Source organism: Halorientalis brevis, assembly GCF_023077655.1.
On sequence record NZ_JALLGV010000003.1, the window covers coordinates 127,231 to 147,982 of the forward strand.

Annotated in this window: 20 protein-coding genes; 7 read left to right on the plus strand and 13 right to left on the minus strand. The window is 66.6% G+C overall.

The window, feature by feature from the left end; all coding sequences use genetic code 11:
• Positions 1-151: 151 nt before the first annotated feature.
• A complete protein-coding gene (gene serS, locus MU553_RS06135) occupies positions 152-1,531 on the minus strand; it encodes a serine--tRNA ligase (protein ID WP_247376775.1) in 1,380 nt (459 codons plus the stop codon).
• 243 nt (positions 1,532-1,774) lie between these two features.
• On the opposite strand from serS, the gene MU553_RS06140 reads away from it, so the two are divergent.
• The 3 genes from MU553_RS06140 (at position 1,775) to MU553_RS06150 (ending at position 6,569) form a co-directional block, all read left to right on the plus strand.
• Positions 1,775-2,530 carry a bacteriorhodopsin gene (locus tag MU553_RS06140; protein ID WP_247376777.1) on the plus strand — a complete coding sequence of 252 codons (756 nt, stop codon included), beginning with the start codon at positions 1,775-1,777 and terminating at the stop codon, positions 2,528-2,530.
• Positions 2,531-2,663: 133 nt separating this feature from the next.
• Complete coding sequence (locus MU553_RS06145) at positions 2,664-4,907, plus strand: methyl-accepting chemotaxis protein (protein WP_247376780.1); 2,244 nt, start codon at positions 2,664-2,666, stop codon at positions 4,905-4,907.
• Positions 4,908-4,967: 60 nt separating this feature from the next.
• Positions 4,968-6,569, plus strand: coding sequence for an Hsp70 family protein (locus MU553_RS06150; RefSeq protein ID WP_247376782.1), 1,602 nt, complete (start codon positions 4,968-4,970; stop codon positions 6,567-6,569).
• Here the strand turns inward: MU553_RS06150 and MU553_RS06155 are convergent, their stop codons facing one another.
• A complete protein-coding gene (locus MU553_RS06155) occupies positions 6,570-7,151 on the minus strand; it encodes a nucleotide exchange factor GrpE (RefSeq protein WP_247376784.1) in 582 nt (193 codons plus the stop codon). It abuts the gene before it with no gap.
• Between the two features lie 80 nt (positions 7,152-7,231).
• Here MU553_RS06155 and MU553_RS06160 point away from each other — a divergent pair, with 80 nt between their 5' ends.
• Positions 7,232-8,152 carry an MBL fold metallo-hydrolase gene (locus MU553_RS06160; RefSeq protein ID WP_247376786.1) on the plus strand — a complete coding sequence of 307 codons (921 nt, stop codon included), beginning with the start codon at positions 7,232-7,234 and terminating at the stop codon, positions 8,150-8,152.
• A gap of 63 nt (positions 8,153-8,215) precedes the next feature.
• Here MU553_RS06160 and MU553_RS06165 read toward each other — a convergent pair whose 3' ends face one another.
• From MU553_RS06165 to MU553_RS23740, 3 genes are all read right to left on the minus strand, one after another.
• Positions 8,216-8,599 carry a hypothetical protein gene (locus MU553_RS06165; protein ID WP_247376788.1) on the minus strand — a complete coding sequence of 128 codons (384 nt, stop codon included), beginning with the start codon at positions 8,597-8,599 and terminating at the stop codon, positions 8,216-8,218.
• Between the two features lie 24 nt (positions 8,600-8,623).
• Positions 8,624-9,010 (minus strand): hypothetical protein, encoded by a 387-nt coding sequence (locus MU553_RS06170; protein WP_247376790.1) that lies wholly within the window; start codon positions 9,008-9,010, stop codon positions 8,624-8,626.
• Between the two features lie 98 nt (positions 9,011-9,108).
• Positions 9,109-10,653, minus strand: coding sequence for a methyl-accepting chemotaxis protein (locus MU553_RS23740; protein ID WP_247376792.1), 1,545 nt, complete (start codon positions 10,651-10,653; stop codon positions 9,109-9,111).
• 274 nt (positions 10,654-10,927) lie between these two features.
• Between MU553_RS23740 and MU553_RS06180 the strand changes: the two genes are divergently transcribed.
• Both MU553_RS06180 and MU553_RS06185 read left to right on the plus strand, forming a co-directional pair.
• The gene (locus tag MU553_RS06180; protein WP_247376795.1) at positions 10,928-12,892 is read left to right on the plus strand and encodes a cation:proton antiporter domain-containing protein; all 1,965 of its coding nucleotides are present in this window, start codon (positions 10,928-10,930) and stop codon (positions 12,890-12,892) included.
• Positions 12,893-13,046: 154 nt separating this feature from the next.
• A complete protein-coding gene (locus tag MU553_RS06185) occupies positions 13,047-13,205 on the plus strand; it encodes a DUF7331 family protein (protein ID WP_247376796.1) in 159 nt (52 codons plus the stop codon).
• Between the two features lie 22 nt (positions 13,206-13,227).
• Here MU553_RS06185 and truA read toward each other — a convergent pair whose 3' ends face one another.
• The 8 genes from truA to MU553_RS06225 form a co-directional block, all read right to left on the minus strand.
• On the minus strand, positions 13,228-14,046 hold the full coding sequence (truA, locus tag MU553_RS06190; RefSeq protein WP_247376798.1) for a tRNA pseudouridine(38-40) synthase TruA: 819 nt from the start codon (positions 14,044-14,046) through the stop codon (positions 13,228-13,230).
• A gap of 119 nt (positions 14,047-14,165) precedes the next feature.
• On the minus strand, positions 14,166-15,470 hold the full coding sequence (gene hisS, locus MU553_RS06195; protein WP_247376800.1) for a histidine--tRNA ligase: 1,305 nt from the start codon (positions 15,468-15,470) through the stop codon (positions 14,166-14,168).
• A 51-nt stretch (positions 15,471-15,521) separates the two neighbouring features.
• Positions 15,522-16,514, minus strand: a complete 993-nt coding sequence (locus tag MU553_RS06200) for a DUF7972 family membrane protein (protein ID WP_247376802.1) — start codon at positions 16,512-16,514, stop codon at positions 15,522-15,524.
• Positions 16,515-16,589: 75 nt separating this feature from the next.
• Complete coding sequence (locus MU553_RS06205) at positions 16,590-17,219, minus strand: DUF7411 family protein (protein WP_247376804.1); 630 nt, start codon at positions 17,217-17,219, stop codon at positions 16,590-16,592.
• Entirely contained in the window at positions 17,220-17,570 is a 351-nt protein-coding gene (locus MU553_RS06210) for a DNA-binding protein (RefSeq protein ID WP_247376806.1), read from the minus strand.
• Between the two features lie 54 nt (positions 17,571-17,624).
• Positions 17,625-18,092 (minus strand): SRPBCC domain-containing protein, encoded by a 468-nt coding sequence (locus MU553_RS06215; protein ID WP_247376809.1) that lies wholly within the window; start codon positions 18,090-18,092, stop codon positions 17,625-17,627.
• 107 nt (positions 18,093-18,199) lie between these two features.
• On the minus strand, positions 18,200-18,661 hold the full coding sequence (locus MU553_RS06220; RefSeq protein WP_247376811.1) for a 30S ribosomal protein S19e: 462 nt from the start codon (positions 18,659-18,661) through the stop codon (positions 18,200-18,202).
• A 69-nt stretch (positions 18,662-18,730) separates the two neighbouring features.
• The gene (locus tag MU553_RS06225) at positions 18,731-19,774 is read right to left on the minus strand and encodes a lysylphosphatidylglycerol synthase transmembrane domain-containing protein (RefSeq protein ID WP_247376813.1); all 1,044 of its coding nucleotides are present in this window, start codon (positions 19,772-19,774) and stop codon (positions 18,731-18,733) included.
• A gap of 84 nt (positions 19,775-19,858) precedes the next feature.
• On the opposite strand from MU553_RS06225, the gene thiL reads away from it, so the two are divergent.
• Positions 19,859-20,752, plus strand: a complete 894-nt coding sequence (gene thiL, locus MU553_RS06230; protein ID WP_247376815.1) for a thiamine-phosphate kinase — start codon at positions 19,859-19,861, stop codon at positions 20,750-20,752.

Sequence of the window (20,752 nt, forward strand, 5' to 3'; positions counted from 1 at the left end):
TTCGGTGCCGATCGGTCCGGGTCGGTGGGAGCCGTTGCTCGCGAGTGAACGCTGGCAATTTGGGCTAGCTGAGACACACAGAACGTAGGGCGCGTGCGAGGAAATCGGTTGGGGCAGGCTCGGCGGCGCGGTGTGGGTGACGGGCCGTGCGCTAGTCTCTCTCGCCCGATCCCAGCGCGCTCTCGCCGACCGGCTCGTGGCCTTCGATGACTTCCTGGCCGCCCATGTACGGGCGGAGCGGCTCTGGGACGGTGACGGTACCGTCCTCGTTCTGGTAGTATTCCAGGATCGCGACCATCACGCGGGGCACGGCCAGTCCCGAGCCGTTCAGGGTGTGGAGGTACTCCGCGGACTCGTGTCGTTCCGGGCGGTAGCGCAGGCCCGCGCGGCGCGCCTGGAAGTCCTCGAAGTTCGAGACCGAGGAGACCTCCAGCCACCGGCCGCCTTCCTCGGGACCGTCTTCCATGTCGTCGCCAGGCGCCCACACCTCGATGTCGTACTTCTTGGCCTGGGTGAATCCCATGTCGCCGGTACACATCTCCAGAACGCGGTAGGGGAGATCGAGACGCTTGAGCACCTCCTCGGCTTCGCCGAGCAGTCCTTCGAGGCGGTCGTAGCTCTCCTCGGGGCGGACGAAGTTGACGAGTTCGACCTTGTTGAACTGGTGGACGCGGACGATGCCGCGGGTCTCGGTGCCGTGTTCGCCGGCCTCGCGCCGGAAGTTCGGCGAGTAGGCCTGGTGTTTCAGCGGGAGGTCGTCGTCGAGCAGGATCTCGTCGCGGTACATGTTGGTGACCGACACCTCCGCCGTCGGGCAGAGCCACAGGTCGTCGTCGTCGTAGGGTTCGTCGTTGTGGCCGCCGATCCGGTAGGCGTCCTCGACGAACTTGGGGAACTGGCCGGTGCCCTGCATCGACGCGCTGTTGACCGGCACCGGCGGGTAGATGTCGTCGTAGCCCTGTTCCCGGTGGACGTCGAGCATGAACTGGATGAGCGCGTGTTCCAGGCGTGCGCCGTCACCGCGCAGGAAGTAGAAGCCGCCGCCGGTCACTTTCGCGCCCCGCTCGAAGTCCAGGATGCCGAGTGCCTCGCCGAGGTCGTAGTGAGGGATCACGTCGTCGATGACCTCGGCGTCGTCGAACCCCTCGCGGTAGGCTTCGACGTTGTCGCTCTCGTCGTCGCCGACGGGAGCGTCCTCGTGGGGGATCTGCGGAATCTCCAGCATCGCCTCCTCCAGCTCCGACTTCAGTTCGTCGGCGCGGTCCTCGACGGCTTCGAGTTCGGCTTTCAGCTCCTGGGAGCGCTCGATGGCTTCCTGGGCGGCCTCCTCGTCGCCCTCCTGTTTGAGCTGGCCGATCTTCGAGCTGACCTCGTTGCGCTCGTGGCGGAGGTCGTCGCCCTCCGCCTTGCAGTCGCGCCACTCCTCGTCGAGTTCCAGAATCCGGTCCAGGTCTACGTCGTCGACCCCCTTCGTCTCCAGAGCGTCCCGGACGACGTCGGGATTCTCACGGAGGAACTGCCTGCTGATCATTTGGCACTCGCTTCTCCGTGGCGTGGCAAAACCGTGTCGCTCTGGCTCGCAGTCTGCTCTCACGGCCGTGCTGACCTCTCGCACGAGACAATATCACAAATGAGAAACAGGGACACAGTTTTATCATCTACAATTTCATTCCAAACAGTATGTTGCGATTCGGACATAATTCCACCTCACTGAGCCGGTGCACAGTGCATCCCGGTTCTGGTCGCGCGGGGGGAACGGGGGGAGGAGGCATCCATGATCGTCGGTGAACTGACGTTCTACGCGCTGATCGGTACCCTGGCGACGGTCGCGACCGTCATCACTGCGGTCGGGGTTCGCAAGTTCTCGGGCCGCAAGCGCAGGATCGCCCTGGTGGCACCGTACACAACTGCGATGCTCGCGCTGGGGTATTTCGGCATGGCGAACGAGGTGTTGCGACTCCACTCTGCCAGTGGTCGGCCGGTCCCGCTGTCGCGGTTCGTCGTCTACTTCTTCTCGTACACGGTCATCATCGCCTACGTGGGGATGATGGCGGACGCCGAACGCCGGCACATCCTCGTGGGTGTCGGCCTGCTCTCGACGTTCTCGCTCGGGGCGCTCATCAACTGGATGACGGCGCCGCCCGTCGAGAGCGTCGGGAAACTGTTGTTTCTCGGCTCGCTGCTCGGCATCCTGTGGCTGCTGTTCCGTCCGTACACGCGCGCAGCACAGGCCGTCTCGGGTCCGCGTCGGCTTGCGTTCGGGAAACTTCGCAATCTGATGGCCCTGTTGCTGATCATGTATCTGGTCGTGGGCTTGACCTCTCGACAGGGGATGGGACTGCTCGGAACGTTCACCGGCGTCTACATGGGCGCGTACATGGACGTCTTCGGCCAGCTCGGCTTCGCCGGCATCCTCCTGCGGTCCGATACCGCGATCGAACACCTCGCGAACGAGCGGTCGTCGCTGCTCGCCGTCCTCCGGGACGACGGGCCGCGACCGTCCGAACCGGACGCGAGCACGAGCGACTGACCACAGACGCCGAACACCTTCACAGACACATGTTATCGAAGACGATAATTCGGGCGGTACGATTTACCAGTCGTGGGCTGTTACCACGAAACAGTTACCACTGGTTGACTGACGGGAGTGGACCGGTGACACAATGAAACTCAACAGCTACGTTCCAGATCGGATCAAGTCGAGTTACAGCATGAAGATGGTGGCGACGCTCGCCATCCTCGTCCTCGTCACACTCGTCTCGACCGTGTTCTTTTACGCGAACGTCTCGGGCGAACTCCAGGCGTCGGCGAACGCGGACTTTACCGAACACGCGGCCGACGACGCCAACGTCACGGCGTTGTGGGCGGAGTCCAATTCCGCCCTCGCTGCCGGGGTGGCGACTTCGAGCGCCGTTCAGAGCGGGGAGACGGCCGCGATCACGGACCGCCTCGAAACCGCGGCGGGACCTGATCGCGTCCACGCAGTCCACGTCGTCGACCGCGAGAGCGGTGCGGTTCAGGCGAGTTCACAGTCCAGTGCAGTCGGCCAGGAACTGGTCGTGAACGCCCCGACTGACGCGACGGCGACCCTCGTCGGCCAGCCCCAGCAAGCAGTCGGAGCCAGCGAGCGGATCGTCCCGTTCGTCGCGTCGGTCGACGACGACCGCCTGGTCGTGGTCGCGGCTTCGATGGCGTCCCTCCGGACGCACCTCGCCGACAGCACCTACCGCAGTGCACTGGTCGCTGACGGAGAGGTCGTCGTCGCGTCGACTGCCGGGCGTGCGAGCGACGCCAACGCCACGGGGCTGGTGACCAACGGGTCGGGCGTCGCGACCGGCATGGTGGGCGGGACCAAACACGCAGCGACCGCGACCACCGTGCCCGACAGCGGGTGGCAGGTCGTCAGTTACGCACCGACGCAGGCGATCTACAGCGAGCGGAACACCGCCACGGCCGGACTGGTGGCGCTGTTGTACGTCATCGCGATGAACATCGGCGTGTTCGGCATCACCATCGGTGGCAACCTGGCGCTGGCACTCCGCCAACTCGCAGAGCGCGCCACCGAGATCGGCAAGGGGAACCTCGACACCGAACTGGAGACCGATCGGACCGACGAGGTCGGGATGCTGTACGCGGAGTTCGCCGCCATGCGCGATTCGCTCAAGGAGTCGCTCGCTGAAGCCGACGAGGCCCGCGCCGATGCGGAGCGCGCACGGGAGGAGGCCGAACAGCGCCAACTCGAAACCCAGCGGTTCAACGAGCAACTCGAAGCCGAGGCCGAACGCTACAGCGAGACGATGGCCGCCTGCGCCGACGGCGACCTGACGCGCCGGCTCGACCCCGAGACCGACAGCGGGGCGATGCAGTCGATCGCCACCTCGTTCAACGAGATGATCGCCGACCTCGAACGGACCGTCGCCGACGTTCAGGAGTTCGCCGACGCCGTCGCGACTTCGAGCGACGACGTCGAGGACAGTGCCGACGACGTCAAGCAGGCCAGTGAGCAAGTCAGCAAGTCCATCCAGCAGATCTCCTCGGGCGCGCAGTCACAGACCGAGGATCTACAGGCCACGGCCGACGAGGTCAACGACCTGTCGGCGACGATCGAGGAGGTCGCCTCGACGACGGACGAGGTGGCTGGCCAGTCCGACAGAGTGGCCGAACTCGGTGCCGAGGGTCGCGAAACCGCCCAGGAGACCATCGAAGAGATGCGGTCGATCGAGCGCCAGACGAGCGACGTCGTCGACTCGATCGAACAGCTCACCGACGAGATCGAGGAGATCAGCCAGGTGACCGGCCTGATCCACGACATCGCCGAGCAGACGTCGATCCTGGCGCTGAACGCCAACATCGAGGCGGCACGCGCTGGCGAGGCCGGGTCCGGGTTCGCGGTGGTGGCGAACGAAGTCAAGGAACTCTCCGAGGAAACCCAACGGGCCGTCGAGGAGATCGAGACGACCATCGGCTCCGTCCAGAACCGGGCGCTCGACAGCGCCGAGGACATCCGCGAGGCCGAGTCCAGGATCACCGAGGGGACCGAGACCGTCGCGGAGCTGACCGAATCGCTGGAAGCGATCGTCGACGGGGTCGACAGCGTCGACGGCGGCTTGAAGAGCATCAACGACGCGACCGACCAGCAGGCGAACTCGGCACAGGAGATCGTGCAGATGGTCGACGAGATCGCCAGCGTCTCCGAGGAGACGACCCAGCAGGCCGAGAAGGTCGCTGCAACCTCCGAAGAGGCCAGCGCCTCGATCACCCAGGTGTCGGAATCGGCGGCCGGACTGGCGTCCCGAACCAGGGAACTCCAGGAGATGCTCGCGGAGTTCGAGATCCAGGCGCGCGACGCCGAAGCGGCCGTGGCCGACGGCGGTGCGTCGAGCGAGGAGCGTGACGGTGACTGGTAGTCGCCGTCGCTCGCACCGGGCGAAAGCGTGATATGTCGCGGCGAGGCAGGTGTATCCGAGATGGTCAGTGAGAAGGTCCTGGGAATCGACCTCGGGACGACCAACAGCGGCATGGCCCTCATCGAGGGCGACGACGTCCAGATGTTACAGAACAACGAGGGCGAGCCGCTCACGCCGTCGGTCGTCAGTTTCGACGACGCCGGCGATCCCGTGGTCGGCCGCCGTGCGGAGAACCGCGCTCCCGCCAACCCCGACCGGACTGTCCGGACGATCAAGCGCCACGTCGGCGAGGACTACACCGTCGAAATCGACGGCGAGACGTACGATCCAGCCGAAATATCCGCCGAGATCCTGCGAAAACTCAAGGACGACGCCGAGTCGTACCTCGGCGAACAGGTGACCGAGACCGTGGTGACGGTCCCGGCCTACTTCACCGCCGACCAGAAGAAAGCCACCCGGCGGGCCGCCAAACTGGCCGGCTTCCGCGAAGTCAAGCTCCTGAACGAACCGACCGCCGCGGCGATCGCCCACGGCTACGACGCCGACCTGGCCGACGAGACGCTCGTCGTCTACGACTTCGGCGGCGGGACGCTCGACGTCTCCGTCCTCGACGTCGACGGCGACACGTTCACCATCCTCACCACCAGCGGCGACAACCACCTCGGCGGGACCGACTTCGACGAGGCCATCATGGACCACGTCGCTGCGGCGCTGGAACGGGACCAGGGTGTCGACGTGCTGGCCGACGACGAACTCCGGGCGAACCTCCGGGCGATCGCCGAAGACGCGAAGATCGACCTCTCGACCGGCGAGGAGACGGAACTCATCGAACCGCTGCTGGGCCAGCTCGACGGTGAGATCGTCGAACTCGACGAGACGCTGACCCGCGACATCTTCGAATCGATCACCGAGGACCTCCGCGAGCAGGCGCTCGCACCCTTAGAGCAGGCCCTCGACGACGCCGACCGGACGACCCGCGACATCGACACCGTCCTGCTCGTGGGCGGCTCGACGCGGATGCCCGCCATCCAGGACCGCGTGGCCGAGTACACGGGGGTCGATCCGGAACTCACCTTCGAGCCGGACAAGATCGTCGCCAAGGGCGCGGCGCTGTACGCCGCCAAGAGCGGCGCGGTCGAAGAGCAGTACGCCTGTACGTGCGGCGAGACCTTCGACACCCGCGACGGGTTCCAGGACCACCTCGACGCGGCCCACGCCACCGACGAGCACGGCGAGAAGGTCGAAGAGCGCGGCGAGATCACGGTCAAGAGCATCGTCACCCGCTCGCTGGGGACGCGGGTCAAAGACGGGAGTTTCAACGTCCTCATCGAGAAGGGGACGCCGATCACGGAGGCCACCGGCACGAAGTACTACACCACGACGAAAGACGACCAGACGATCATGGCGATCGACGTGTACCAGGGCGAACACGAGCAGGCCCGCGAGAACGAGAAACTCGACGAGTTCACCCTGACGGGGATTCCGGAGGCGCCGGCCGGCAAGCCGACCATCGAGGTGACGTTCCGGGTCGACGACGACGGCATCCTCCACGTCACCGCCGAAGACGTCGACGGCGACGCCGAAGGGTCGCTCACCGTCGAACAGAACGTCACCGGCACGTCGCCCGACGACGGCGGCGACACGGCCGAAGTCGGCTCGTAATCAGGACGAGTCGCCCGTCGCGACGACGACGCGTGCTGGTCGGAGCACCCGGTCGCCGATGGTGTAGCCGGCGTCCAGTTCGCGGACGATCTCGCCCTCGTCGTAGGCGTCGTCGCTGACGCGTTCGACCATTTTGTGTCTACTGGCGTCGAACTGACCGTCGGCGTCGATGCGCTCTATCTCGCCGCTCGTGAACGATTGCTCGAACTGCCGCTGGACGAGCGAGAGCTGTCGTTCCGTGTCCTCGTCGACGTCGGCCATCCCCAGGACGTTGTCGAGGCTGTCTTTGACCGACAGCATGCGGTCGGCGAAGTCGGCGAGCGTCTGGGCAGCCAGCTGCTCGCGCTCGCGTTCGCCCCGACGGTGGTAGTCTTCGATGCGCGTTTCCAGGGCGTCGAGCCGCTGGTCGCGCTCGTCGTCGGTCTCCTGGAGGGTCGCCACCGCGACGGACAGTTGCTCGATCTCGCCGCGCAGGCGCGCGAGTTCGTCGCTCACGCCGCTGTCGTCCGCTGCCAGTTCGGGCGACGCGGCCTCGTCGTTGTCGTCGTCCCCGTCTGCCTCGGTCGTCCCGTCCTCTCGCATACGCCGGTGAACACGCGTCGGGGACTTCACTGTGCGGGTCGCCCGAACCGTTTTTCTCCCCGCCGCTCGGTGCTCCGGGTATGGCAATCGGCGACTGCTTCGCGGTGACGGAGGGCTCCTGTTCGGACCTCTACTACGTCGATACCGGGATGTACGACGCACCCGAATACGGCTCGGTATACATCGTCGACGGCGAGCGGCCCGCGCTGGTCGACTCCGGGATCGGCACGGAGTACGAACGCATCCTCGCGGCGATGGACGACGTCGGGATCGCCCCCGACGACCTCGCGGTCATCGCGCTCACGCACGTCCACCTCGACCACGCCGGCGGTGCTGGGTTCCTCGCCGCCGAGTGCCCGAACGCGACCGTCGCGATCCACGAGATCGGTGCGCCACACCTCGCTGACCCGTCCAGACTGGTCGAAGGGACGAAAGCCGCCGTCGGCGACCTGTGGGGGCTCTACGCCGAGCCCGAACCCGTTCCCGAGGATCGCATCCGGGAACTCTCGGACGGTGACGTCATCGACCTCGGTGACCGCGAACTGCACGTCCACCACGCGCCCGGACACGCACCCCACCAGGTCGTCTTCGAAGACCCCGCCGACGCCGTCGTGTTCACCGCCGACGCCGCGGGCATCTACGTCCCGTCGGGAGACTTCGTCCATCACACCTCGCCGCCGCCGAACTTCGACTTAGAGCAGGTGCTCGCCGACGCGAACATGATCGAGGACCTGGCGCCCGAGGTGCTCTGCTACGGCCATTTCGGACCGGCGACGACGGACGACCGCTTGCGCGAGTACGCGGACGTCATCGCCGACTGGGTCGATCGCATCGCCACGAAGCGCGCGGAACTCGGCGACGACGAGGCCGTGATCGACTACTTCGCCGAACAAACCGAGATGGTCGACGTCTGGGGCGACCGCAAGGCTCGCGGGGAAGAACGCATGAACGTGCGCGGCGTCCTGACGTATCTCGACCACCGGGAGTCAGCCGACGAGTGAGGCTGCGTCGATGACTTTTGAAATAATACGTGGTGACGGACCAGTGGGGTCGGACTTCGCTCCCTACGCGTCCTGCCGGCGCTGGTCGAGGAGACGCTCGGCCTCTTCGACGGACTCGGCTTTCGCCAGCGCGTACTCCTCGGCGCCCTCGCCCGCACGGTCGAACTGCATCTGTCCGGTCGTCGACTCCGCGACGACTCGACAGACCGCTTCGACGCCGTTCTCGACGATGCCGCGCTTCCCGCGTTCGATCTCCTCCATCGCCTCTGAGGCCGCGGGCTCGAACTCGGACATGTCGTTCACCTCGTCGAATCCCGGGTCCAGGCGCGCACTCGCGTCGATGACGGCGTCTGCCGCCTGCTCGGCCGCCTCGGCGCTGAGGTGTCCTTTGAGAGTCAGATAGAGCCGATTCTTCTCCTCGTCGACGTCGACGCTCCAGTCTCCCATGGTTTGTGACGTTCTCAGGTTTCTCTAGCGCTTGTCCAGCAGTTTTTCGGCTTTCGCCGTCGAGTCGGCCATCGCCAACTGGTAGCTCTCCTCGTCTTCACCCGCGCGGTCGAACTGCATCTGTCCAGTCGTCGATTCGGCCGTCACCCGGACGACGGCGGCGACGCCGTGTTTCGCGATCCCCTGCTTGCCGCGCTGGATGTGGTCCATCGCCTCCTGGTCGGACGGCTGGAACGTCGAGAGGTCGTTGACCATGTCGAACCCCTCGTCGAGTTCTTTCGCCCCTTCGATCGTCGCGTCGGCCGCGGCCCCAGCGTCGGCGGCCTCCATGTACCCCTCGAGCTCCAGGTACAGCCTGTTTTTCTCGCGGTCGATGTCGACTTCCCAGTTCTCACCGGATTTGAATGGCATGTGAGAGAGAGTCATCTATTTGACTATTAGTATTATCCCTCGATTCTCAGGACTGATAGCAATAGGTGGTGAGTGTGGCCCCCCGTCGTCCCGTGATACTACTCGCTGTCGTGGACCATCGCGTCGTCCCAGGAGAGGTCGTCGTCGCTCGTGTCCTCATCGCCGCTCGCGTCGTCACCGTCGTGAACTGCGGCGTCGTCCCAGGAGAGGTCGTCATCGTCGTCGCTCGCGTCGTCACCGCCGTGGACCGCGGCGTCGTCCCAGGAGAGGTCGTCGCCATCGTCGGTCGATCCGTCGCTGCTGTCCTGTTCGAAGCGGGACAGCAGGCTGGTGAGGTCGGTCGCCTGGTCGGCGATCCGGTCCATGTTGGCCACGACCTCGGTGAGTGCAGCGGTCTGTTCTTCACTGGACGCGGACACTTCGCGGGTTTCTGCGGCCGTCTGCTCGCTCAGTTCCGCGACGTCTTCGACGAGCGCGACGACTTCCTCCGTGCTGGTCGCCTGTTCGTCGGTCGCTTCGTTGATCGACTGGACGCCCTCGTTCGCGTCCTCGACGCGGTCGGCGATCGCGTCCAGCGCGTCGAGTGCGTCCTCGACCGTGTCGGTCCCGTCGGCGACGCGGTCGCCCATCTCGCGGATCTCCGTGACCGTCGCGGTCGTCTCCTCCTGGACGTCTTCGATCATCGTACTGATGTCTTCGGTCGCCTGGCCGGCCTCTTCGGCCAGCTGCTTGACTTCGTTGGCGACGACGGCGAAGCCTTCGCCGGCCTCCCCGGCGCGGGCGGCCTCGATGGACGCGTTCAGCGCCAGGATCGACGTCTGGTCGGCGATGTCGTCGATGACCTCCACCACTTCGTTGATGTCTTTGATGTGGTTCTCGAGGTGTTCGACCTGTTCGATCGTCTGGGCGGCCGTCGACTGGATCTGATCCATCCGCTCGACTGCTTCCGCGGCCGCGTCCCGGCCCTCCTGGCCGTACTCGGCGGCGTCCCTGGAGATGGTGGCGACCTCCGAGGCCGAGGACGCGATCTCCTGGACCGTCGCCGAGAGGTCCGTCATCTCGTCGGCGACCTCCTGGAGGTGATCGTCCTGGTTCGAGGCGTTGTTCGAGATCTGATCCATCGAGTCGCTCACCTCCTCGCTCGTCTCCTTGACCTCGCGCGTCGCTGCGCTCATCTCTTCGGTCGTGTCGTCGACGTCTTCGGCGAACTCCTCGAGTTCCGCGATGGTCCCGGAGAAGTGGTCCATCATCTGGTTGAACGCCGACGCGGCGTCGGCCATCGCTTCGTTCTCGCGGTCCGTGTCCAGCCGCTGGCTCATGTCGCCGTCGGCCGCGGCCGCCAGTGCGTCGCGGAAGTCCTCTGCCGTCGCTTCCAGCGCGCCGGCCTCGACCGTCTGGGTCCCGCCGTCCGCGACCACGGTCGCCGTCTCCCCCGGTACCTCGGCACTCCTCACCGCCCCAGCGGCGGTCCGCTGCTCGCTCGCGCCGTTTCCGTCACCGGCCGCACCAGCGTCGGCTGCTGAACCGACCTCGAGGTCGTCGGCCGGTTTCCCGTCACCGGCTGCCGTCTCGTCGTCGGCGCCGCTCGATCTGGGACCCCCCTCGTTTCGGGTCGGGACATCGTCAGCTTCTGACGAACTCACCGCTGTGTCTGGGTCCTGCTCCGTGGTCCGTTCGTTGGTGTGCTCGCCGGACGTTCGGGCGCGGGAAGCGTGGAGAAGCTGGGCTATTCGTCGCCTGAAAGTCATTACCAGTGTCGTACTGTTATTTCCACTATATATCCCGGGGTCTGATTATCGTAGTCGATATTCTGGATCGGCGCGTTGTTATCAGTTTATTCATGGCCGTCGCCGCTGGCGAAATTGGGTGCGTTTAAACCGCGTCGTTCCGTTGCACCGCGTGCATGGAGGGTCCCCTGTGGCTGGTGGCGAGATAATCCCCCTGGTCGCCGCGATCATCGGTATCGGCGTGGGGGCACAACTGCTGTCCGCCCGATTTCGCGTTCCGAGTATCATCTTCCTGTTGACGGCTGGTGTCGCCCTCGGACCGGAGGGACTGGGCCTCGTCACGCGCGAGTCGTTCGGGGCGGCCTTGCCGGCCATCGTCGGCCTCTCGGTGGCGATCATCGTCTTCGAGGGCGCGTTCCACCTCCGGATCGGCCGGATCAAGGAGGCGCCGTCGGCGACCCTCAGACTGGTGACCCTCGGCGCGGCGATCGCTCTGGTCGGCACGGCGGTCGCCATCCGATTCGCGCTCGGACAACCCTGGGACATGTCGTTTCTCATCGGGGCGCTGCTCGTCGCGACCGGGCCGACGGTCATCACGCCGATCCTGGAAGTCGTCCCGGTCCGCGACCGGGTTGCGACCGCCCTCGAAACGGAAGGGATCATCAACGACGTGAGCGCGGCGATCATCGCCGTCGTCGTCTTCGAGGTCGTCGTCCTCAGCGACGAGGCGGGAGAGGCGTTCGTCCGCGCATTCGCCGAACGGCTGGGGATCGGCCTGCTCGTGGGGTTCGTCGTCGCAGCCCTCGTCTACTATCTCCTCAGGTACGTCGACCTCTCGCCGGGGAACGCGCCCCAGAACGCACGCTTGCTCGTCCTCGCGGGGGCGCTCGTCGCCTTCGCCGCGGCCGACACCATCGCCAGCGAGGCCGGCGTCGCGGCGGCCGCCACTGCCGGCCTGTTGCTCGGGAACGCAGACGTGCCGTACGAGGACGAGATCACGGCGTTCAAGGGCGACATCACGCTGCTCGTCCTGTCGGTCGTGTTCATCGCGCTGGCCGCCCTTCTCGAGTTCGAGGACCTGCTCCAGTTGGGGCTGCCCGGCATCGCCGTGGTGGCGGCGGTCATGCTGGTGATCCGGCCGCTGCTCGTGTTCCTCTCGACGCGGGGCGACCGGTTCCGGACCAACGAGAAACTGTTCATGAGCTTTGTCGGTCCCCGCGGGATCATCCCGGCGTCGGTCGCGACGCTGTTCGCCGTCGAGTTGCAGTCCGAGGCGGCCCACCTGCGCGAACAGGCCGCCGAGACGGCCGGCACGAGCGTCGGCCAGGTGTGTACCGGCACGGCGACGGGCGAGGCCGCGCAGTTGTGTGCCGACGCGGCGACCTTCGACGGGCAGGCGCAGGTGCTGGTCGGAACGGTCTTTCTGGTCATCTTCGCGACGGTCGCCTTCGAGGGCGGCCTCGCGCGCTACATCGCGGAATACCTGGAGGTAATACCAATGCGAGTCATCATCGTCGGCGGCGGTAAGGTGGGTCGAGCGCTCGCTGAACGCCTCGAAGACCGAGGCGAGAACGTCGTCATCGTCGAAGAAGTAGAGGACACAGTCGAAAAGACGCGTAACCAGGGCTACACGGTCGTCTGGGGTGACGGGACCGACACGGACGTCCTCCGTGAGGCCGGGGCCGGCAACGCCAGGACCGTCATCGCCGCGACGGGCGACGACGACGCGAACCTGCTCATCGCCCAGCTCTCGGACTCGAAGTTCGACGTCGAGACCGTCATCGCCCGGGCGAACAACCCGGACAACGTCGAGGCGTTCGAAGACCTCGGCGTGCGAACCATCTCCTCTGCGATGGCGACTGCGTGGGCCATCGACAACCAGATCGAACGCCCCGCCCTGGCTCACTGGATGACAGACGTGGGGCGCGTCGGCGACGTCCAGGAGGTCGAGATCACCACCGAGGCGTTCGCGAACCGACCCGTTCGGGAGGTCGGCCCCGAACTCCCCGAGGACTGTCTCATCGCGCTCGTCTGCCGCGACGGCGACGTCGACGTTCCCGAAGCCGACATGGAACTGCAGGTCGGTGACCGCATCACGTTGCTCGGCCGTCGCGAGTCGGTTCGCGAAGCCATGAAGATGGTCAACCCGACCTGATCGAGCGACCAACCTCAGCCCGGCCACTTTTTGTTCTGTTTACGTCCCACCTGACGTTACAATCTCCCTAACTCGTCTGAAACGACGGAAACTGATGGATACTATGTCGTGTTTATACCACGTTCGGGTGCCAAACAACGGGTGGAGACACACGATGACCCGCCCTGAACGACGAAGCGTCGATCGCGATCGGCATCCGAGCAATCGCTACGGGCAACTCACTACCGCGGAAGGCGTCGTGGTGTACGACCGCGATGAGACGAGCGGCTGGCTCCAGTCGGACGTCCACGTGGCACTGACTGACCTGCTGTAACGCCCGCTGACTGGCAGCCGCGCTACGGCCGGTTTCTGAGCCCGGCGACGAGTTCGTCGGCGACTCGTGCACGCGTCCGGTGCTCGTCCCGCCGGTCGGCGAACACTGTGCGTGCGCTCTCTTTCGCGTCAGCGTCGACGGTGAAGTCCAGGTCCGGATACGTGACGTCGACCAACACGAGCGGGTACGCCGCTGCTGGCGGCACGCCCTTCGGCCCCGGGAGTTGTGCCGATGCGAGGACGCGATCGACGGCCGCCAGGTCGCGGTCCCCGCGGGCGATCGACGCGACGAGCGAGACGACCCGCCGGACCAACTGTCGCGCGAACCCACCCGCGGTGAGTTCGACGACCAGGAACGCGCCGTCTCGCGAGAGCGACCCGTCGAGGGTCCGAACAGTTCCGGTGTCGTCCGGCGTCAGATTGTGGAAGTCGTGTTCCCCACGGAGTGCGTCGAGCGCGTCGCGTGCGCGCTCGTCGGACACGGCGTCGGGCGGTGCGTGGAGGTGATACCGATAGCTGCGACTGGTGGCGTCGTGGGTGGCGTGGAACTCCGCGGGCGCTTCGGCCCGTGCCCAGGCCCGGACCGTCGCCGGCAGTCCGCTGTTCAGTGCAGCCGGGGTCAGCCAGTCCGGAGCGGAGAACGCGACCGTCTGTGCGAACGCCGAGACGCCCGCGTCGGTTCGGCCCGCCCCCGCGTACCCCGGTGGTGCGTCGGCGTCGGCCCCGAGAACCCCCAACTCGCGGAGCGCGTCGAAGAGCGCGTCCTCGACGGTCGGCACGTCCGGCTGGCGCTGGAAGCCGTGGAACGGCCGGCCGTCGTAGGCGAGGCGAAACGCGCGCATTGGTCGCGGTCCGGACGCCGACGGAATGAGTGTTGTGTCCCCGACCGCGCCCGTGGTCGAGGACATCGGGTCGACTCGACGCAACCGAACCGGACGACGACAGCCTGCTCGACTGAGTTCTATTCGAAGTCCGCGAGCGTCGGGCGGTCGTGGTCGCCCGGGAACTCCGCGAGGGGTACCTGCTCCTGGTCGCCCGAGTCCATGTCTTTGACCGTGACGGCGTCGTCTTCGAGGTCCTGCTCGCCGACGATGACGACCGTCTCGGCGTTGACGCCGTCGGCGTAGTTCATCTGCGCGCCGAAGCTCCGGCCGGCGACGTCGGTCTCGACGACGTGGCCCCGCGAGCGCAGCGTCCGGGTGATCTCGGCGGCCACGTCGCGCGTGTCGCCGATCTGCAGGACGTAGTAGTCGGTCGTGAACGACTCGTCGGGCCAGACGTCGGCGCGCTGCAAGAGCAGGGAGAGCGGGGCGAGCCCGGGGGCGACGCCGACCGCTGGCGTCGGCTGGCCGCCAAAGCTCTCGATGAGGTCGTCGTAGCGGCCGCCGCCGAAGACGGACCGGGAGACCTCGCCCGTCGAGTCGAAACACTCGAAGACGACGCCCGTGTAGTAGTCCAGGCCGCGAGCGGTCTCCAGCGAGAGCGTACAGTACTCGCCTGCGCCGAAGTCGGCCGCCGCGTCCAGCACGTTCTGCAGGTTCGTGACGGCGTTCTCGACGCGGTCAGTGCCCGCGAACTCGACGAGCTCGTCCAGGTTCTCGGCGTCGACGGCGAGCAGGTCGTCGAACTCGGCGGCCTGGTCGTAGGTGAGACCGGCCTCGACGAGCAGGTCGTGGTACTCGGCCTCGCTGATCTTCTCGCTCTTGTCGACGGCCCTGATGGCTTCCTTGGTCTGGACGTCCGTGTCGAACGCTTCCAGCAGCCCGCCCAGGATGTCGCGGTGGGAGACGCGGAACTCGAACTCCTCGCCGGTGAGCCCCAGCGACGTGAGCGCGTCGGCGGCGAACGCGAGGATCTCGGCGTCGGCCTCCGGCTCCGACGAGCCGAAGATGTCGACGTTGGTCTGGTAGAACTCGCGGAAGCGGCCCTGCTGGACCTGTTCGTAGCGCCAGAACGGCCGCGTCGAGACCCACTTGATCGGCTTCGAGAGTTCCTGCTGTTTGGCGACGACCATCCGCGCGACGGTCGGCGTCAGCTCCGGCGTCATCGCCACGTCGCGGCCGCCCTTGTCCTCGAAGGCGTACAGTTCCTCGACGATCTCCTCGCCGCTCTTGTCGACGTACATCTGCGTCCGCTCCAGGGCGGGCGTCCCGATCTCGCGGAAGCCGTACTGGCGTGCGGTGGCCTCCAGTTGATCGATGACCTCCCGGCGCGCCCCCATCTCGTCGGGGTAGAAATCCCGGAAACCCTTCAGGTGGTCGTACATGCTCGGTTGGTTCGCACACGGCGCGCTTGAAACTGTCCTTTGGGTACGCGGTCACTGCTCCTGTGCGGGCGTCGTGAACGGCAGCGTCGCCGCCGTGCGCTGCGTGACGGTCGCGATTCGGACGATGTACGCGAACAGAATCGTGATCGGCAGCAGGCCGACCGTGACGAACAGCGGAACGAAGGCCCGCAAGTACGGGCTGGTGAAGACGGTCCCGCTCGGTCCCGTCAAGAGGAGTAACCCGATTGCGACGACGGTCACCGACGGGAGGCCGGCGTAGAAGAGGTTCCGCGACAGCTCGGCCAGTTCCTGCTGGAGGTAGACCGACTTGAAGTACTGCCGCGCGATGTCGATGTTCTGGAGCTGGTGGACGAGGGTGTCGACCGCGTCGCTGACGTCTGCCGGGAGCTGCGCGCCGTGTTCCCACTCGATCTGTCGGAGTCGGTTGATGTCCGTCGCGTAGTTCGTCGTCAACGTGACCGAGAGCACGTCGAACGTGGAGGTCTGCGATTGCTGCAGCAGCGAATCGACTCTGTCCGTCTGGGTCGTGATCTCCGAGACGACCTCGTTGATCTCCTCGTAGGTCTGTTCGTCCGTCTCGGACGTCGCGAGGCCTCCCAGTCGCTGGGCTTCCCGCCGGGTGTTCTCGAACAGCAGGCGGAGAAAGCCCAGCGGCTCGACCGGTGCGACCTGTCCGGCAGCGTCCTCGACGTCCGAGCGATACTCGATGATCCCCTCGATCTGGGATTCGAGGTCGGGCGGCGCCTGTAGTTCCCGCGAGAGCAGCAACTGATTGATCGAGACGACGACGGTGATGACGGTCAGGTTTCCTCCGATCAACCCGCCCAGCACGTAGAACAGCGGCTGGAGGTCGCGTAACGGTGCCAGTTCACTCACGACCACTGACGCGATGACGAGAAACAGGACGACGGTAGTGAACCCGACGACGAGACGCCGATCCCCGTCGAGGAGCAACCAGTCCTGCCACCGCTGGCGATGGCTCTCAGTGTCACGATCGGTGTCCCGACTTTCGCCGGCTCGCATCGTCGCTCCGTACGATGGCTAGCGGCAAAGATGGCCGGGGTAGTTGTTCGGTCGACGACCGAAAACGGGCGACTCTCAGTGCTCTCGGAGGCCCACGACGCGCGTCTGGTCGTGGGCGGGAAACACCTCTGTGACGGCGTCGTCGCCGTACTCCTCGGCCATCAGGGCGCGGAGCTCCGCCTCGTAATCGCCCTTCGCGATCTCTTCGCTCGGTCCCGTCTCGACCTCCAGCGTCGCGTCCACGAGGTCGTCGACGGCACTTCGACCGAATCCCGACAGCGGAGCCAGGTAGTCGACGTCGTGGCGGTCCTCGATGCTCTGTGCCTGTGCCCGCGAGACGGTCGGAACGCGATCGTCACGGCGCGTTCCGTCCGCGATGGCGTCGAACGAGCGCAGTTCGTCGGCGGCGTCGATCCGGAACTCCCCAGCCGCCACCGTTTCGAGTGCGTGGTCGTGGACGCGCTGGATTCCGGTGCGCGGATAGCCGTCCTCGACCATGCGGTCGACGGCGTCGCGGGCGACCGACTCGTCGAGTTCGACCGTGATGAGCGGAAAGCCGACGGCGGCGGCGGCGTCGCGAGCGTGTGCGGCCGCGTCGGTCACGCCGAACGTCGCCGCGACGAGCGTGACGTCGTAGAAGGAATCGAGCAGGAGAGCGGCCAACGTCGAGTCTTTGCCGCCGCTGTAGCAGAGTCCGACGTGCATTTACCGTCGCTTGATGTCGAAGCTCTTCGAGTCCGGCTTCAGCTCCGAGAGCAGCTGTTTCATCTTCTCCTCGTCGATCTTGTCCTGGAGACGCCCGCTCTGGGCCAGCGCGAGGACCTGCTGTTCGACCTTCTCGCCGAACTGCGGTTTCGACATCTTCACTGTGTTCAGGCGCTTGCGCGCCCCGTCGGTGAGGTGCTGGCGCAGCAGCGCTTTCTTCTGGGCTTCGGCCTGCTGACGCTGGGCTTCCTGGGCCTCGCCGCCCCCTTGTTGCTCTTTCTGTTCGCGGAGCTGTTCCATCTTCTCCTGTCGCAGCCGTTCGAGCTCTTCGTCGTCGGGTTCGCCACTCATAGCTATTGTAATACTTGTTGCGTCTGCTGGAAAACCGTTACGGAGACTCCTCTCTCAGGGAGCACGAGGTGTCGTCGTCGGCCTCGTTCGGGCGGTCGTCTCGGCCCGCCGCTTGATCGCCCGGTTGACGCCCTCGAAGGTCGCCGCCGTCTGCCTGCCGTACCGGCGCACGAACGGCCCGGCGAGCAGCCCGACGAACCGCTCGGCCTGCGTCAGCCGAGAGCGTCCGTTCCCGAGGTTCTCGATCGTGAAACAGTGCTCGCCGTCGCACAGCCCGCGGACGAGCAGGTGGCTGCGCCACCGGAGTTCGTACTCCGGCTCGGCTCGGAGCACTCGTGACGTCGCGGACGGCTGCCGGCCCGCTCGTGGCCCGGGTGTGACGGTAAGCCGCGCACCGGCCACCGGCGTGCCCTCGATTCGCACGTACTCGTTCCACTCGGGGTAGCGTTCGAACTCGGACAGCACCCGCCACACGACCGCTGGCGGTGCGTCGATGTCGATGGTCGTCTCCAGCGTGTGCATAGCGTCCAATGGACGCCAGCAGCTATAGCGCTATGCGAGCGTGTCGAGACAGTGAGAGAAACGAGTCCAGCAGCTCAGGGGGAGAACGAACGCGAAAGGGAGCGAACTTACGCGTAGCGTTCGAGTTCCGGACGGTCGAGGTCCTGGAGGACCTCGCCGGCGGTGTCGTCGAGGAGGCTGCGACCGTCGCCGGTGACCTTGCGGCCCTCGCCCTGTGCGGTCTGGACGTAGCCGGCCTCTTCGAGCTGCTGGAGGATCGTACGGATGATCTTCCCGCTGCCCTTCGTGGAGCGCTTCGGTCGGACCTGGTAGCGAGTCGACCCCTTCGAGGAGTTGCCGTACTCGGTGCGGAGGCTGCCGATGCCCACGGGACCGTCGATGGCGACCTTGCGCAGGAGGCTGGCGGCGCGGCGCTGCCAGAAGTCGTCCTGTTCCGGCGGGAGTTCGCGGCCGGTACCTGTCTTCGTGAAGCGAGCCCAGTCGGGTTCCGCCACGGCGTCCTCGTCGGCGAGTCGCTCTGCGAGCGCCTCGTTGAGGTCCTCGGCGGGAACGTCGAATAGCGTCGTCATTGCAGTGTCGTTCCTGTTGGCGTCATAAAAGCGCATCGTTCGGCACTCGCCGGTGCCCGTGTGGGTCGTTCACTCGTCTTCGACAACTGGCTCTTCCCCGCGACGGGCACCGAGGGCTGCAGCCGACCCGCCCCCGACGAGCGTCGGGAACCAGTAGGTGGCGGCGCGGTGGATGACGATCGCGGCCCCCGCTGCGGCGGCCGGGATGCCGGTCGTCGAGACCAGCAGGACGGTCAACGCCGTTTCGATGCCGCCGAGGCCGCCCGGGAACGGCGTGGCGCTCGCGAGCGCGCCCACGGGAATGACGACCAGCACCGCTGCGAAGGGCACGTCGTACCCGAGGGCGGTGACCGACAGCCACAGCGAGGACGTGAGCGCGAGCCAGCCGCCAAGCGAGAACGCCAGCGCGAGGACGAGCCGCCGTGGGCTGTTGGCGACGCGATCGATCGCCGTGAAAAATCCCTCGATGCGGTGTTCGATGACGCCGGGATCCGGTGGACTTCGTCGGGGGACGAGTCGTCCGAGGGCGCGGATGACCGGCGTCAGCAGGCGGACGACCGCGGCTTCCAGTTCGTAGCGGTAGCGCCAGCCCACGTACGCGGCGACCGGGATGGCGAGCGCGAGCGCGCCCACGGCAACGGAGGCGATCCGGAGGTTCCGCCCGAGCGTGACGGTCTCCACGGCGAAGAACGCGAGGCCGATCGTCGCGAGTCCGACGGACGGGACGAAGTGGAGCGCGTCGACGCTGGCGATCGCGGCCAGCCCGTTCTCGTACTCGCTGTCCGTGGCCTTCGAGATGAGCAGTGCGGTGAGCGGCTCCCCGCCGGCTTGCCCGAACGGCGTGACGTTGTTCGCGAACACGGCGGCCGTGTACAGCATGACCGCCTTCGGTGCCGAGACGGGCTCGTCGATCGCCTGGAGCACCGTGTACAGTGCCAGTCCCCACGAGGAGAGCCACAGGAGTGCGACGGGGACGAGCGCGGCCACGATCACCGGATCGGCGCTCGCGAGCGCCGCGAGGATCTGGTCGACGCCGACGAACCAGAACAACACCACCAGGACGAGCACGGCGCCGGCAAACCCCGCGACCGTGGCCCGTCTGTCCCCGTTCATGCCCGGGCCAACGACCGGTTTCCGTTTGAAGGCACCGACTGCCACCTCCCCCGGGATTTTAGAGGGCGCCCCCGAAGGGCGGGTATGGACGAGCGGGCGGCACTCGCGCTGTTAGCCGATGACCTGCCAGCCGCCGGCGACGACGCGGCCGTCGTCGGCGAGCAGGTGCTCACGACGGACATGCTTCACGACCGGACGGACTTCCCGGTCGGCACCACACGCTACACGGCCGGCTGGCGCGCCGTCGGCGCATCGCTGTCGGACGTCGCCGCGATGGGGGCGGAAGCGACGGCGGCCGTCGCCGTCTACGCGGCCCCGTCGTTCGACGAATCCGAACTCCGGGAGTTCGTCCGGGGTGCACGCGACGTCTGTGCGTACGTCGAGGCCGAGTACGTCGGCGGCGATCTCGACCGCCACCAGGAGTTTACCGTCTCGACGACGGTCCTGGGACGAACCGACTCGCCGGTGCGTCGGTCCGGCGCCAGCCCGGGCGACGCGGTCTGCGTCACCGGCACGCTCGGACGGAGCGGGGCCGCGATCCGGCTGTTCGAGCAGGGCGAGTACGACCGCGCGAACGACCTCTTCCGGTTTACGCCCCGGGTCGTCCCCGGGTTGGCTGTGGCCTCCCACGCGACGGCGATGATCGATTCGAGCGACGGCCTCGCCCGCTCGCTCCACCAACTCGCCGACGCCAGCGACTGCGGCTTCGCTATCGAGCGGCCGCTGCCCATCGACGAGGCGGTCGACGACGTCGCACCCGACGAGGCGACGCGCCGCGAACTGGGCGTCTTCTTCGGCGAGGACTTCGAACTCGTCTTCACGATCCCACCCGGCCAGTTGCCGGGCGTCAGGGACTGCTGTGACGTACAGATCACGAAAATCGGGACGGTGACCGAGCCCGACGAGGGGCTCACGCTCGCTGGCGACGCCCTGCGGGACAGAGGATACACGCACGCCGGCGAGGACGACGCGGAGTAA